Origin of the sequence: Arthrobacter stackebrandtii, from assembly GCF_017876675.1 — a bacterium.
Lineage (GTDB): Bacteria > Actinomycetota > Actinomycetes > Actinomycetales > Micrococcaceae > Specibacter > Specibacter stackebrandtii.
Genome location: NZ_JAGIOI010000001.1, coordinates 2,647,468 through 2,662,102, shown reverse-complemented (window position 1 = coordinate 2,662,102; position 14,635 = coordinate 2,647,468). Strand labels below are relative to the sequence as shown.

Genomic DNA, 14,635 nt, shown 5'->3' with positions numbered 1-14,635 from the left:
TCAGACCCTCGTGGGAAGGTGGTTCCATGAACGGAATTGGGTGGCTGGTAGCCATATTGATGTTGGTCGTGGGTGTTGTGCTGGGCGCAGCTGCGGTGGCGTGGGTGCTGCTGGCAAGGCTGCGCGGGGCAAACGAGGAGGCGGATGCCGCCCACGAGCGAGCGTCGGCCCTGAACGCGGAGTTCGCGGCGGCGGACGCCGAGCGCCGGCTGCTCAGCACGCAGAACCATGCGCTGTCCGCACAGCAGGGCTCGGACCACAACGTCCTCGCCGCGCTGGGCCCGGTGGCGGAGAAACTGAACGCCGTCCAGCGCCAGGTTGCCCTGCTCGAGCGCGACCGCGTCGAACAGTACGGCCAGCTGGCCGAGCAGCTGCGCGAGGCCAAGGACGCCGACGCCCGCCTCCTGGCCACCACCTCATCGCTGGCATCCGCGTTGCGGTCCAACAGTGCCCGCGGCAAGTGGGGCGAGGTCCAGCTGCGCCGCGTGGTGGAGGCCGCAGGGCTGCTCCCCCACGTGGATTTCAATGAGCAGGTCCACGCCGTCACCGACGACGGCGTCCACCGACCCGACATGGTGGTCCGTCTCCCGGGCGGCAAGGAACTGGTCCTGGATGCGAAGGTGCCGCTCGCTGCGTTCCTTGACGCCCATGATGCTGATGCCACGGCCGACGGCGGCGCAAGCGGCAGTGCCTCCGCGCACCATTTGGCGCGGCACGCCAAGGCGGTCAAGGCCCACATAGATGCGTTGTCGGCGAAGCAGTACTGGACGTCAGCCCTCAACTCCCCCGAGCTGGTCATCTGCTTTGTGCCGGTGGAATCCATTCTCTCCTCGGCCCTCATGGCAGACCCGGGACTGCTGGACTATGCCATGGGCAAGAATGTGGTCCTGGCGTCGCCCATTTCACTGCTGGCCATCCTGAAGTCCGTCGCCTTCAGCTGGCGCCAGGATGTCCTGACGGAAAGTGCCAAGGAACTCTTTGAACTCTCGGCCCAGCTCTATACCCGGCTGGGCACCATGGGCGAGGCCGTCTCGGCGGTGGGGGTGTCGCTGAAAACCAGTGTTGACCGCTACAACAAGCTGGTGGGCACGCTCGAAGCCAGGGTGCTGCCAACTGCCCGCAAGCTGAATGCACTGGACCCCAAGACCTTGGAGTCCCCGGTCCCGGTGGAAGCCGTTCCGCGGGTTCTCACGGCACCGGAGTTTGACGCGGCAAGCTAAGGCGCGTGCCGCCGTCGTTCCTTAGCGCAGGTTGGAGCTCTTGACGCCCTTGTAGTCGGGGTCGCCGGCGGCCTTCATGGTGGCGCGCAGTTCCTTGGGCAGGGAGAACAGGATGTCTTCCTGGGCGGTGACCACTTCCGCCACGTCAGCGTAGCCGTAGTCGGCCAGCAGGCGCAGCACGTCCTGGACCAGGATTTCGGGAACGGAGGCACCGCTCGTGACCCCGACGGAGGCCACGCCTTCAAACCAGGCCTCGTCGATCTCGTTGGCAAAGTCGACGCGGTGGGAAGCCTTGGCCCCGTATTCCAGCGCCACCTCCACGAGCCGCACGGAGTTCGAGGAGTTGGCCGAACCCACCACAATGACCAGGTCCGCCTGCGGGGCAATCTCCTTGATGGCGCCCTGGCGGTTGGTGGTGGCGTAGCAGATGTCGTCGCTGGGCGGGTCCTGCAGCTTGGGGAACCGCTGACGCAGGATCTCCACAATCTCCATGGCCTCATCGACGGACAGCGTGGTCTGGGACAGCCAGATCAGGTTGTCCGGATCCTCAACCTGGACGGTGCGGGCCTCGGCCGGGTTGTTCACGATCGTGGTGCTTTCGGGCGCTTCGCCGTAGGTGCCTTCCACTTCCTCGTGGCCCTCGTGGCCGATGAGCAGGATGTGCTTGTCTTCCCTGGAAAAGCGGACGGCTTCCTTGTGCACCTTGGTCACCAGCGGGCAGGTGGCGTCAATGGTCCGCAGGCCGCGGTCGGCTGCCGACTGCACGACGGCCGGGGAGACGCCGTGGGCGGAAAACACCACGAGTGCGCCTTCGGGGACCTCTTCATTTTCCTCGACAAAGATGGCACCGCGTTCCTCGAGGGAGGACACCACGTGCACGTTGTGGACGATCTGCTTGCGCACGTAGACGGGTGCGCCGTAGTGCTCCAATGCCTTTTCCACGGCGATGACCGCCCGGTCAACACCGGCGCAGTAGCCGCGGGGTGCGGCCAGCAGGACGCGCTTGGGTCCGGTCACCGGGGCTGCCGCGGCAACCTCTTCGGGCGACCTGCGTCGACGCGGAACGGCGGGCATGGACAAGGAAACGGCAGTGGTGCTCATACCCACCATCCTACGTGGTGCGTCCGCGCTTCACTATGAGAGCCAGCACACCCAGGACGGCCAGCAGGGCTGCGGCCAGGAACGTCATGTTGATGCCGGACTGCCAGCTGTCGCGGGCCAGCGCCCCCAGCTCAACACCGATCTGCTGCGCCATGGGCGGCCCCGCCACCAGGCTGCCCAGTGCGGACTGCACCCAGCCGGAGCCCAGCAGCCACACCAGGGCGACAACCGCCAGGCCCGCGCCAGACAGCACCAGGGCGGTGCCCCGCCGCCGGGCCACCAGGATGCCAAGGGCAAGAAGCACGACGGCGGCACCCGCCAACCAGCTGCCCCATCCGCCCACCTTGGTCAGGGCCGGCAGGAGTGCGGCGACCTTCGCCTCGTCCATGCGGATGACGAGTTCGGCCGGCAGCGGCACGGTGATGCCCAGGTTGCTGCCGACACTGGCCGCGATCAGGCCCACCAACGGCTCCACGTCGAGGACGACGTCGCCTGCCACTTCGGTATTTCCCGCGGCCTCAAAGGTGAGGTTGTGGCTGCGGCGGAGGGTCTCAGTCCACGCGGCGGGATAGCCAGGATCGGTGTAGAGGCCGCGGGCGGCGTCGTCGATGACGGCACCGGCCAGCTCGTTGAGCCCCGCCGGCAGGTTCAGCGCCGACGTCGCCTCCGCGGCCAGCAGCGCCGAGGCGGCCTCCTGGAACTCCTTGTTGCTGCCCAGCGGGCCGGCAAAGGCCGTGAAGCCGGCCTCGTCCACAACGTTGCGCTGCAGCCACATGGCCGGGCCTGCCACGGCGGCCGCCAGCAGTGCGGCAATGACCAAAAGAGCAGATAGTACTGTGCGCATCAATAACCCAAATCCACATTCAACCCGACAATGGTTTCCCACACTAGTGCATGCCTGTGGACGGCCGTGCCCGGGTGTCGGTGCGTGAAGCTAGAGTTATTTCCAGGTGGCGCGGCACTGCGAACCACCAACCACGAAGGGCGATGATGTGACGATGGCGGAAACACCGGAGCGCAAGGTCATTGCAGCCACGGCCGCAGAGACCTCCCCCGACAACCCCTGGCCGCTGGCCCTGCTGAGCCAAAAACTCAAGGCGCACATTGAGAAGGCGCCGCCGGCGTGGGTGGAGGCCCAGGTCATCGAGCTGAACAAGCGCGCCAATGTCAGCTACCTGACACTGCGGGATGTTGATGCCGAGGTGTCCCTGAGCGTCACCCTGTGGGGCTCGGTGCTGAACCGGCTCGAGGCCCCGCTGGAGCGCGGCTCCCGCGTGGTGGCCCAGCTCAAGCCCGATTTTTGGCTCAAGACCGGGCGCCTGTCCATGCAGGGCCAGGACATCCGCCCCGTGGGCCTGGGCGACCTCCTTGCCCGCATCGAGCAGCTGCGCCAGGCCCTGGCCGCCGAGGGCCTCTTTGACCCGCGCCGCAAGAAGCCGCTGCCCCTGCTGCCGCACAGGATCGGGCTGATTACGGGCCGCAATTCCGATGCCATGAAGGACGTGCTGCAAAACGCCGCCTTGCGCTGGCCTGCCGTTGAATTCGAGGTGCGCGAGGTGGCTGTGCAGGGCGTCAACGCCGTATCCTCCGTCATCGGTGCCCTGGCCGAACTCGACGCCGACCCCGCCGTGGACGTCATCGTGATCGCCCGCGGCGGCGGCTCCCTGGAGGACCTGTTGCCGTTCAGCCACGAATCCCTGGTCCGGGCCGTGTCCGCCGCCAAAACACCCGTCGTCAGCGCCATCGGCCACGAGGCGGACAGGCCCCTGCTGGACGAGGTGGCGGACCTCCGCGCTTCCACGCCCACCGACGCCGCCAAGCGGATTGTCCCGGACGTCAGCGAGGAGCTGCGCCGCGTGGCCCAGGCCCGTGCACAGCTCAACCGCCGTATCGAAGGGCTGCTGGAGCGGGAGGCGGAGCGCCTAAGCTACCTGCGCTCACGCCCCGTCATGGCCAACCCGCACCTGATGCTCACCGCCAAGTACGACGACGTAGCCTCCCTGGGCGGACGCGCACTCACCGCGGTGCGCGCCCAGGTGAGCCGGCATGTGGACCAGTTGGCCCATCTGCGTGCCCAGGTCCGTGCCCTGTCACCGCAAAAAACCCTGGACCGCGGCTACGCCGTGGTCCAACTTGAGGACCGCGCCATCGTCCGCGACCCCGTCCAGGTGGCGCCCGGAACCGCCCTGCGGATCCGCGTCGCGGCAGGCGACTTCACCGCCACCGGAAACTAGCCCCCACCGCTTCCACCCAACCGGGCGCCCGGCGCCCCAGCAAAGGAACCAGCATGAGCCAGACAGAGACACCGAACGACATCGCCGCCCTGAGCTACGAGCAGGCCCGTGAACAGTTGATGAATGTGGTCAACCAGTTGGAGGCCGGCTCGTCCAGCCTTGAGGACTCCCTGGCGCTGTGGGAGCGCGGCGAGGCGCTGGCCAAGCGCTGTGAGGAATGGCTCGAAGGCGCCAAGGCCCGGCTCGACGCCGCCCGTGCCGCCAACGCTCCGGAATAGTCCGGTCCGGACATGAGGCGCCAGGCCGCTGTCGGGGGCCGGCAGCGGTCCTATCTGCAGCTCGACCCCCACCTTCCGGAAGGTGGGGCACCCTCCGCCTTGGTCATCGTGCTGCACGGATCGAGCCAGACGGGCCGCTCAGTCCGCGCCTTCAGCGGCCACAGCTTCGACAGCCTTGCAAGGGACTTCGGGGCGGTGGTGGTTTATCCGGACGGCGTCAAGAAGCTGTGGAACCACAACAGGCCCACCGACGCGGCCGCGGACGACGTTGCCTTCATGGCTGTCCTTTCACGGGACTTCCGTTCCCGCCATGGCAGACGGCCCGTCTATATCGCTGGCTTTTCCAACGGCGGACAGCTGTTGATACGCCTCATCCATGAAATTCCGGACAGCTTTGACGGCGCAGCCATCATCGGTGCCACGCTGCCCCGCCCAGCGGACATGCACTTTGTTGACTTGCACCGGCCCATGCCCGGCCTGCTGGTCCACGGAACCCACGACATGGTGGTGCCGTATGGCGGTGAAGGCTGGCTTGGCTCGCTGATTGGCAGGAAACGCGGGCCCTCCGCCCTGGAAACCGCCCAGTACTTCGCCGCCCGCAACAACATCACGGCGGCACCCACCGTCACCGTGCTGCCCCACCGGCGCGAAAGCGGGCGCACCTCCGTCACGCTGACAGCATTTGAGCAGGAGGGCCGGGAACGAGTCTGGCTGTTCACCGTGGCGGGCGGTGGACACGTGGTGCCCAACCGCAACCGCAAGGCCATCTTTCTTGCCGGCCGGACAACACAGGACGTCAGCGTCCCCGAAGCCATGGCCGAATTCTGGCGGTTGTGACCGCCAGGCGGGCTCAGGCGTCCTTTAGCCGGGCACGCTCCACCGCCAGGTCGTAGTCCCCGGCGGGCCACTGCAGGTTCAGTTCCCCCATGGCCTTGATGAGCAGTTCCTGGACGGCCATGCGGGCGTACCATTTCTTGTCCGCCGGAACCACGTGCCAGGGGGCAGTGTCCGTGCTGGTTTTGTCAAAGACCCGCTGGTAGGCGTCCATGTAGGCCGGCCAGTGGGCCCGCTCGTCAAGGTCGCCCGGGTTGTACTTCCAGTACTTGGTGGGATCGTGCAGGCGGGCGCCCAGCCGCTCCAGCTGCTCGTCCCGGCCAACGTTGAGCATGACCTTCACGATAGTGGTGCCCGCATCCACCAGTTCCTGCTCAAAGGCGTTGATGGCGGCGTAGCGCCGCTCCAGTTCCGCCTCGTCCGCCCAGCCGTGGACCCGGTGGATCAGCACGTCCTCGTAGTGGGACCTGTCAAAGACGCCCAGCATGCCCGGCTCCGGGGCGGCCGGGCGCACCCGCCACAGGAAGTCGTGCGCCTTTTCCTCCTCCGTGGGGGCCTTGAACGACTTCATCTTCACGCCCTGTGGGTCAACCGCACCCACCACGCGGCCCACTATCCCGCCCTTGCCTGCCGTGTCCATGGCCTGCAGGATCAACAGGACCGACTTCTTTCCTTCGAAGCGGCTTTCAGCGAATAGCTGTTCCTGCAGCTGGGCCAGGACAGGCGCCCGCTCGGCGAGGGTTGCGGCGCCGTCGTCCTTCTTCCCGGAATAGCCGGGGGCCGCATCCGTGGGGGTGCCGGCCAGGGTGAACCCCGGCTCGACGCGCAGCAGTTCGCTTGGGTGGGCGGTGAATCCAATGGGCAGTGACATGGTGAAGCCTTTCCCTAGGGTTTGTACGTGCTCAGGAACTCCCCGATGCGTCCGATCGCCTCTTCCATGTCCTTGACGTTGGGCAGGGTGACGAGGCGGAAGTGGTCCGGCCGGATCCAGTTGAAGGCCGTGCCGTGGGAGATCAGGATCTTTTGCGATTCCAGCAGGTCCAGGGCGAACTGTTCATCGCTCTTGATCGGGTACACCTCCGGGTCCAGCTTGGGGAAGAGGTACAGGGCGCCCTTGGCCTGGTTGGTGCTGACACCTGGAATGTCGTTGAGCATGCGGTAGGCGAGATCGCGCTGTTCGCGGAGACGGCCGCCGGGCAGGATGAGATCCTCGATGCTTTGGTGCCCTCCCAGCGCCGTCTGGATGGCGTGCTGTCCCGGCGCGTTGGCGCACAGGCGCATGTTGGCCAGCAGGTTAATGCCCTCAAGGTAGTCGGCGGCTGCGGCCTTGGGCCCGGAAATGGCCAGCCAGCCGGAGCGGTAGCCACAAATGCGGTACGCCTTGGACAAGCCGCTGAAGGTCATGCACAGCACGTCATCGCCCGTGACGGTGGCGGTGTTGATGTGCACGGCGTCGTCATAGAGGATCTTTTCGTAGATCTCATCCGAGAACACCACAAGGTTGTGCTTGCGGGCCAGGTCCACCATGCCCTGGACAATGTGTGCCGGGTAGACAGCACCCGTGGGGTTGTTGGGGTTGATGATAACCAGGCCCTTGGTCCTGGGCGTGATCTTGGCTGCGAGGTCCTCCAGGTCCGGCCACCACTCGTTGTCCTCATCGCACAGGTAATGCACGGGGCGCCCGCCGGCCAGGCTGACGGAGGCGGTCCACAGCGGGTAGTCAGGGGTGGGGACAAGGACTTCGTCGCCGTTGTCCAGCAGGGCCATGAGGGAGAGCGTGATCAACTCGCTGACGCCGTTGCCCAGGTAGACGTCGTCCACATGGATGTTGTGGATGCCGCGCGTCTGGTAGTACTGCACCACGGCGGTGCGGGCAGAGAAGATGCCGCGGGAGTCTGTGTATCCCTGGGCATGGGGAAGGTGGCGGATCATGTCCACAAGGATGGCGTCCGGGGCCTCAAAGCCGAAGGGGGCGGGGTTGCCGATGTTGAGTTTGAGGATGCGGTGCCCCTCGGACTCCATCTGCTGGGCCCGCTGAAGGAGCGGCCCGCGGATGTCGTAGAGGACGTTGTGGAGCTTGGTGGACTGCTTGAATTCTGCCATTTACCAAATATGGCACATGCGGGACACCGTTTGCGGCCGCCCATGCCCGGCGGGAGCAGGCCAATGGCTAAGAACTGGCCTTGACCAGACCTTTTTGCACCAGCCAGGCCTGGGCAACCTCGGCAAAGTTGCCGTCCTGACGGTCCTGCGCCAGGCGGTTGAGGTTGGCCAGTTCCTCCGTGGTCAGCGCCGCGCTGACCTTGTTCAGGACATCCTGCGCGTCTGCGCCCACCTTGTTCCCCGCCACCAGCGGGACGATGGCCTGGACGGGAAAAATGTTCAGCGGATCGCTGAGGACCACCAGTGCGTTGTCCACGATGGCCGGGGAGGAGGCGTGGATGTCCGCGACCTGGATGTCGTCGCGCAGCAGCGCCCACACGACTCCGTCGCTTCTAGTGTCCAGGACCGCCTTGAGCTGCTTGTATCCCCCGGGCACGCATTTGTAGTCGCGTTCCAGGGCGGGCAGGCCGTTCTCCTTGGCCTTGAATTGGGCTGAGCCACCCAACGTCAGCTGCCCGCAGACCCGGGCCAGGTCCGTGATGGTCTTGAGCTGGTATTTCTCCGCCGTAACGGCGGTGACCACCAAGGCATCCTGGTCCTCCACCTTGGTGGGGTCCAATTCCATGACACCGTCCGGCAGTGCGGCCTTCAGCTCCGCCAGGACCTTGCTGGAATCTGCCGCCGGATCAGCAGCCGCTTCCGGGGACAGCTCCGACAGCGCCAACCGGGAGTAGGCCGGGACAATGTCGTGGTCCCCCGCCTCGAGGCCGGAGATCATGGTTCCTGCCGGGGAGGGACTGTCGGCCACCACGGTGTGGAGCCCGGCCGCATTCAGGGCGGCCGCGTACACGTTGGCCAGCAGGGCGCTCTCGGCGGGGTTGACGTCGTCGGGCACCTCGGGAAGGGCAACCGTGAGCGGCGCCCGGTTCAGCGACTGGGATGCGCTGGGAACGGTGGTGATGGGGGTGGGGGTGCAGGCCGTGGCCAGCAGGAGGGCGGCGGCGCAGAGCGCGGCCATGACCTTACGACGCACCGCCACCCACTCCTCGTATCCTGCCTGTTTAACCCAAATCCTCCACATACGTTACCCCGCCGACGCCCAGCTCGGGTTCCCGGCGCAGCTCCGCGTGGGTTCCCCCACGTTCCAGTTCCAGCACGGTGAGGGTATTGCGGCCCTCCTGCAGCAGCGGTGCCGGGACATATAGGGTCAGCTGCGGGCCGATTTCCCAGTGCCTTCCCAGCAGGAATCCGTTGAGCCAGACAAATCCCTTGCCAAATCCGGGAAGCGCAAGGTAGGTGTCCGCCGGGGCGTCAACCTCGAAGGAACCGGAGAAGAAGCCCGCGTGCTTTTCACCCGGTGCCGCCCCGGCGGGGGCATCCCCGGCACCGAGGGTGAGCAGCTGGTCCAGCGGCAGTTCCAGGTTGACGGGGCGCTGCTCCCAGTGGAAGACGTAGCGCTGGTTGATGAGCACACCGTCGAGAATGCCCTTGCCTTCGCCGAAGCGGGGGCCGTAGTTGATGCGGCCCTGGTTTTCCACCAGGATTTCCAGCCGCGCCATGCCGCCGGGGCCGGCCAGCTTGAGGCCGTCCGCGCCGGTGCCGTCGTTGAGGATGCCGGCAAACTCACCGTCGACCCAGACGAGGGCGCGGTCGTGCAGGCCGCGGATCCGGATGGTTGCCTCACCGGCGGGCAGCACGGCCTTGGCGCTGTAGTGGACCAGTCCGCGGTCCAGGCCCAGCTGTTCGAAGGACAGGGGCTTGATGCTGGACACGGGCTCGGCTGCACGGACAACGTCGAGCAGCGCGGTGCCCTGCGCGAGTGCCACGCTGGCCGCAGGGAGCACGGGAGCCGGGGCAGCCAGGTGTGCGGGGATGGCCGACGGTTCCCGGCCATCCGCTGCAAAGAATGCGTTCCGCATGGCGTGGAACTTCTCCGTCAGGCGCCCGTCCTCGGCGATCGGGGCGTCGGAGTCGTAGCTGGTGACGGTCGGCTGGATGGTGCCGTCATGGTTGCAACCCGACGTCAGGCCGAAGTTGGTGCCGCCGTGGGCCATGTACAGGCAGATGGAGCCGCCCACATCAAGGATCTTGCGGGCTTCATCGCTGGCCTCGACGGCGCTGCGGGTGTGGTGTTCCTCGCCCCAGTGGTCAAACCAGCCGTTCCAGAACTCGACCGTGAAGAACGGCTCCCCCGGGCGCCGGCGTTCCCAGACCTCATCGCCTTCCGGCCCGCGGGAACCGAGCGTTGCCGTTGCCCAGGTGTCGGGCAGGGAGCCGCCGTCCAGGAAATAGTCTGTTCCGCCGTCGGCCGTGAACAGCATTTCGGTGATGCCCCGCTCCTGCAGCGCCGTCCGGTTCCAGCGCAGGTATTCCTTGTCGTCGCCGTAGCTGCCGTATTCGTTCTCGATCTGGACGGCAATGACGGGTCCGCCGTGGCGGGCCTGCAGCGGCTCGATCACGGGGATGAGGTGGTCAAACCACTTCTCAATGGCGGCGGTGAACAAGGGGTCGGAGGACCGCAGCACCATGTCCGGGTTGGAGGTGGCCCATGACGGGAAGCCGCCGTTGTCCCATTCGGCGCAGATGTACGGGCCGGGCCGCACAATGACGTCCAGGCCGGCGTCTCCTGCAAGGGTGATGAAGCGGCCCAGGTCGCGCCAGCCGGTGAAGTCGGGGGCAGTGTCCTGGTGCGGCTGGTGGAAGTTCCAGGCAACGTAGGTGTCCAGCGTGTTCACTCCCAACGCCACGAGCCGGTCGATGCGGTCCTGCCACTGCTCCGGGTGGACCCGGAAGTAGTGGATGGCGCCGGCAATGATGCGGTGCTGGTTCCCGTTCTTAAAAAGCTGGCGGTCCGCATAGCTCAATGCTGCGGGCGCCACGGGCGCATTCTGCGAAACGGACTGCACCGTCTCCGGGGTGGAAGACACGGTGCCGGCAGCGTGCTGCCCGGGCAGGGTGGCGGACGTGGACAATGAATCTCCTGGCGCTGGTTTTGGGGTGAGTGTTGAAAGACATTCTGTTATGGATAACACACTAACGCCAACGCCCGCTTTCGGGGAAAGCGAACCATCATTACGCAGAATATTCACAGCATGTTACAAGCAAACATGGAGAGGCTTATAGTGGGAATCACACCATGCCGCGCCAGCACCTCGCGGCTTTTTTCACACCTCGAGGACAAGGAAACAAATGCCTGACTCGCAATACGCCCGTGGACCTGCCATGCGGGATGTCGCCAACGCAGCCGGCGTTTCAGCCCAGACAGTTTCACGTGTGCTCAATGACCACCCCAATGTCCAGGACAGCACGCGCCAACGCGTCATGTCGGCCGTGGAAAGGCTCGGCTACCGACGCAATTACACGGCGCGGGCACTGGTGACAGGCCGTTCCAGAACCCTGGGCCTGCTGACCCTGGCCACCAACAACTATTCACGCTCGTCGTTGGCGCTGGGGATCGAACGAGGTGCACGGGAGGCGGGCTACACCGTGAACTCGGTGACGTCCTCGCTGAGCACGGAGTCGCTGGTTGACGCCGTAAGCCGGCTAGTTTTCCAAGGCGTGGACGGCATCATCCTGTCGGCACCGCTGCTGGAAGCCGGCGGGCAGATCAAGAAGCTGACCGCCCGCATCCCCACGATCAACACCGACGGCTCGGTCGCCTGGGGCGACGAGCTCGTGGGCGTGGACCAGGACATCTCAGCGGTGCTGGCCACCCAGCACCTGCTGGACCTGGGGCACGAGACTGTATGGCACGTGGCGGGCCCGGCCGACTGGTCCGACGCCGCGAGCCGCCGGGACAGCTGGCGGCGCACCCTTCAGGAAAACAGGCGCGACGTGCCGCCGGAACTGCATGGCGACTGGAGCCCGGAGTCCGGCTACCACAACGGGCTGGTGCTGGGCCGCAATCCCGAGGTCACGGCCATTTTTGTGGCCAGCGACGAAATGGCGTTCGGCGTGCTGCGCGCCCTGACGGAACTGGGCCGCCGCGTGCCGGAGGATGTGTCGGTGGTGGGCATCGATGACATCGACCTGGCCGCATATTCCAATCCCCCGCTGACCACTGTCCGGCAGTCATTCGAGGACACGGGACGCCGCGCGGTGCAGCGGCTGGTGGCCATGATTGCCAACCCCAAGATCTCCAGCCCGCCGGACCTTGTCACACCAACACTCGTGGTCCGCGGCAGCACGGCCCCGCCGCCGGTCCGCTGAGCCGGGCGGGGGGCTAGGGTGCCGGCTCGGCCACGATCAGCGGAATGCCAAAGATCGGGTCCTGGCGGAGGATGTGCACATCCTCGAAACCGCGCCGCGCCAACTGCCCGGTGAACGCTTCCTGCAGCTCGGGCACGTTGCTGCCCAGGCCGCTGCCCAGCACAATCGGACCGGCAACGCCCAGCTGTCCGGCCACCTTGGCCGCCATGTCCGCGAGGTCGGAGGCCGCCTGCTCCACCAGGGCCAGCGCCTCGCTGTGGCCCTCCCGCGCCGCGGCAAACACCACAGGCGAGCCGGCCGCCCAGTACCGCCGTGTGGTGCCCATGTGAAAATGTGCGATCAACTGTTGCGGGGACTCCAGCCCGCAGTAGCCCAGCAGGCCGGCCGTCAACGCGTCCACCGCCTGCCCCGAGTCCATCCGCCGCAGGCTGTGCCGGACAGCCTCACGCACCAGCCAGTAGCCGCTGCCCTCGTCGCCCAGCAGGTAGCCCCAACCTCCGGCGCGGGCCTGCTTTCCTTCGGCGTTCATGCCCCATGCCGCGGAGCCGGTCCCGGCGATGACCGCCACACCGGAGGAAGCCCCGGCAGCGGCGAGCAGCAGGCGGGTGTCATGGACCACCCGCACCCGGGCTCCCGGCACAAAAGGTGAGATGAGCCCGGCAAGGGCGGCGGCGTCGTCGTCCGTGTCAACGCCGCCGGCCCCTGCCAGGACATCCGTGGCGCCTGCAACGTCCAGCAGCGAGAAAAGCTCGGCCATGTTGTCGCGGGCAGTTTGCGCACTCACGTTCTGCACATTGGTGCTTCCCACGCTGGCGTCGGAGCTCACGGCGCCGTCCGTCCAAACGATGCCGCGGGTCTTGGAGCCGCCAATGTCGAGTCCCACGAAGCGGGCGGGCAGGGTTTTCAGGGTGATGTTGTCCACGGCTCTAGACTAATGCCATGTTCACTTCTCCCTTGATAGCGGCACCCATGGCCGGTGGAACCACGACGGCGGAGCTCGCCCTTGCGGCCCAGGGAGCCGGCGCCTTTGCCTTCGCGGCAGGCGGATACAAGACCGCGGGACAGCTGGCCGCCCACATTGCGCCGCTGCGCGCCGCCGGGAAGGACTTTGGGGTCAACCTGTTTGTACCGCGCAAGGAGCCGCTGGCTCCGGGGCAGGCAGCCGGCCTGGCCCGCTACCGTGCCGAGCTGGCGGCCGACGCGGCCGTCCACGGGGCCGCGGTTCCGGAGGTGGAACTGGAGCAGGACGACCCCCGGGTGCAGGATTATTGGGCTGAAAAGCTCGACTTGCTGCTTGAGGACCCCGTTCCGGTGGTCAGCTTCACGTTTGGGCTCGCCCCGGCTGCCGTTGTAGCCCAGCTGCAGCGGGCCGGCAGCAGGGTGCTGGCCTCCGTGACCGGTGTGGCCGAGGCCTTGGCCGCCGCGGCGACCGGTGTTGATGCGCTTGTGGTCCAGCATGCCGGCGCCGGCGGCCACACAGCTGCGTTCCTGCCTGCGGACGGCGGCTTCGCAACACTTCCCGACCTTGTGGCTGCCGTCCGGGCCGAGGTGACGCTGCCGCTGGTGGGCGCCGGGGGCGTGTCCGGCCCAGCCGGGGCGAGGGAGGCGCTGTCCGCCGGCGCCGTGGCCGTCGCGATCGGCACGGCCCTGATCCGCACGGATGAAAGTGGCGCCCGGGCCCTGCACAAGGATGCACTGGGCGATCCCGCGTACACGGAAACCGCCATGACGCGCGCGTTCACCGGCAAGCCGGCCCGTGCGCTCATCAACTCCTTTGTCCGCAACCACACCGCCGCGGCTCCCGCCGCATACCCGGAGGTCCACTTCCTGACCGCTCCCCTGCGGGCCGCCGCATCCACTGCGCAGGACCGGGAGATGCTGAACTTGTGGGCCGGAACCGGGTGGCGCTCCGCCCGCACCGGTCCGGCGGCTTCGGTCGTGGAAGGTTTCCTGCAGGAGATGTAGGGCCCGGCCGCGGATGCCGCCCACCGGCCGCGCCCGGACCGCACGCCGGACTTCCCCGACCCGTACAGCACTGTCCGGAAATTCGGATTTTTGCTAGAATGGCGAACTAACGCATGCCCCTTGCCCGGATCCGGACGCAGGCATTCCAAGTCTTGGGAGGACACCATGGCAGCATCGGCGAAGAATGTTCGGCGCGAATCCACCACGGGCCACGCACACGGCGAGCCATTGGACGCCGTCGACCGCCAAATCATTGACACCCTCGTGGCCGACGCCCGCATCACCAACCGCGACCTCGCGGACGCCGTGGGCATCGCCCCCTCCACCGCCCTCATGCGAACCCGGGCACTGATGGAACGCGGCGCCATTGAGGGCTTCGAGGCAAAGCTGAACCTGGCCTCGATCGGCCGGGCGGTGCAGGCGCTGATTGCTGTGCGCCTGCGCGCCCACGACAGGGACCAGATCGACACCTTCACCGCGCGCGTGCCGCAGCTGCCCGAGGTGCTCTCCACCTTCCACACCTCCGGTTCCGTGGACTACCTGCTGCACATTGCCGTCCGCGACACCGACGCCCTGCGCGACTGGGTGCTGGACAACCTCACCACCGACCCCGTGGTGGGACACACCGAAACAACCTTGGTTTTCAAGCACATGCCGGGGCACACGGGCCCCTTGGACTAGTGAATCCGTA

General features: G+C 66.9%; 14 protein-coding genes. 7 read left to right on the top strand and 7 right to left on the bottom strand.

What is annotated here, in order from left to right; all coding sequences use genetic code 11:
* The first annotated feature begins 26 nt into the window (after positions 1–26).
* Positions 27–1,220, top strand: a complete 1,194-nt coding sequence (locus JOF48_RS11475) for a DNA recombination protein RmuC (protein ID WP_209680824.1) — start codon at positions 27–29, stop codon at positions 1,218–1,220.
* Between the two features lie 21 nt (positions 1,221–1,241).
* On the opposite strand, the gene JOF48_RS11470 is transcribed toward JOF48_RS11475, so the two are convergent.
* Positions 1,242–2,321, bottom strand: a complete 1,080-nt coding sequence (locus JOF48_RS11470) for a 4-hydroxy-3-methylbut-2-enyl diphosphate reductase (RefSeq protein ID WP_209680822.1) — start codon at positions 2,319–2,321, stop codon at positions 1,242–1,244.
* Between the two features lie 10 nt (positions 2,322–2,331).
* Complete coding sequence (locus JOF48_RS11465; RefSeq protein ID WP_209680819.1) at positions 2,332–3,165, bottom strand: hypothetical protein; 834 nt, start codon at positions 3,163–3,165, stop codon at positions 2,332–2,334.
* A gap of 154 nt (positions 3,166–3,319) precedes the next feature.
* Between JOF48_RS11465 and xseA the strand changes: the two genes are divergently transcribed.
* The 3 genes from xseA to JOF48_RS11450 are packed head-to-tail and all read left to right on the top strand — an operon-like array spanning position 3,320 to position 5,670.
* Entirely contained in the window at positions 3,320–4,555 is a 1,236-nt protein-coding gene (xseA, locus tag JOF48_RS11460) for an exodeoxyribonuclease VII large subunit (RefSeq protein ID WP_209680818.1), read from the top strand.
* Positions 4,556–4,608: 53 nt separating this feature from the next.
* Entirely contained in the window at positions 4,609–4,833 is a 225-nt protein-coding gene (locus JOF48_RS11455; protein ID WP_209680816.1) for an exodeoxyribonuclease VII small subunit, read from the top strand.
* 12 nt (positions 4,834–4,845) lie between these two features.
* Entirely contained in the window at positions 4,846–5,670 is an 825-nt protein-coding gene (locus tag JOF48_RS11450) for a CE1 family esterase (protein WP_209680814.1), read from the top strand.
* 13 nt (positions 5,671–5,683) lie between these two features.
* Here the strand turns inward: JOF48_RS11450 and JOF48_RS11445 are convergent, their stop codons facing one another.
* The 4 genes from JOF48_RS11445 to JOF48_RS11430 all read right to left on the bottom strand — a co-directional run bounded on the left by JOF48_RS11445 (position 5,684) and on the right by JOF48_RS11430 (position 10,742).
* Positions 5,684–6,538 (bottom strand): polyphosphate kinase 2 family protein, encoded by an 855-nt coding sequence (locus tag JOF48_RS11445; protein ID WP_209680811.1) that lies wholly within the window; start codon positions 6,536–6,538, stop codon positions 5,684–5,686.
* 14 nt (positions 6,539–6,552) lie between these two features.
* A complete protein-coding gene (locus JOF48_RS11440) occupies positions 6,553–7,770 on the bottom strand; it encodes a pyridoxal phosphate-dependent aminotransferase (protein WP_209680809.1) in 1,218 nt (405 codons plus the stop codon).
* Between the two features lie 67 nt (positions 7,771–7,837).
* A complete protein-coding gene (locus tag JOF48_RS11435) occupies positions 7,838–8,809 on the bottom strand; it encodes a glycine betaine ABC transporter substrate-binding protein (RefSeq protein WP_209680807.1) in 972 nt (323 codons plus the stop codon).
* Between the two features lie 22 nt (positions 8,810–8,831).
* A complete protein-coding gene (locus tag JOF48_RS11430; protein ID WP_245346500.1) occupies positions 8,832–10,742 on the bottom strand; it encodes a glycoside hydrolase family 35 protein in 1,911 nt (636 codons plus the stop codon).
* Positions 10,743–10,959: 217 nt separating this feature from the next.
* Here JOF48_RS11430 and JOF48_RS11425 point away from each other — a divergent pair, with 217 nt between their 5' ends.
* Positions 10,960–11,979 carry a LacI family DNA-binding transcriptional regulator gene (locus JOF48_RS11425; protein ID WP_245346499.1) on the top strand — a complete coding sequence of 340 codons (1,020 nt, stop codon included), beginning with the start codon at positions 10,960–10,962 and terminating at the stop codon, positions 11,977–11,979.
* 13 nt (positions 11,980–11,992) lie between these two features.
* Here the strand turns inward: JOF48_RS11425 and JOF48_RS11420 are convergent, their stop codons facing one another.
* Positions 11,993–12,901 carry an N-acetylglucosamine kinase gene (locus JOF48_RS11420; protein WP_209680805.1) on the bottom strand — a complete coding sequence of 303 codons (909 nt, stop codon included), beginning with the start codon at positions 12,899–12,901 and terminating at the stop codon, positions 11,993–11,995.
* Positions 12,902–12,918: 17 nt separating this feature from the next.
* Here JOF48_RS11420 and JOF48_RS11415 point away from each other — a divergent pair, with 17 nt between their 5' ends.
* On the top strand, positions 12,919–13,944 hold the full coding sequence (locus tag JOF48_RS11415; RefSeq protein WP_209680788.1) for a nitronate monooxygenase: 1,026 nt from the start codon (positions 12,919–12,921) through the stop codon (positions 13,942–13,944).
* Positions 13,945–14,109: 165 nt separating this feature from the next.
* The gene (locus JOF48_RS11410) at positions 14,110–14,625 is read left to right on the top strand and encodes an Lrp/AsnC family transcriptional regulator (protein WP_209680785.1); all 516 of its coding nucleotides are present in this window, start codon (positions 14,110–14,112) and stop codon (positions 14,623–14,625) included.
* The last annotated feature ends 10 nt before the right edge of the window (positions 14,626–14,635 follow it).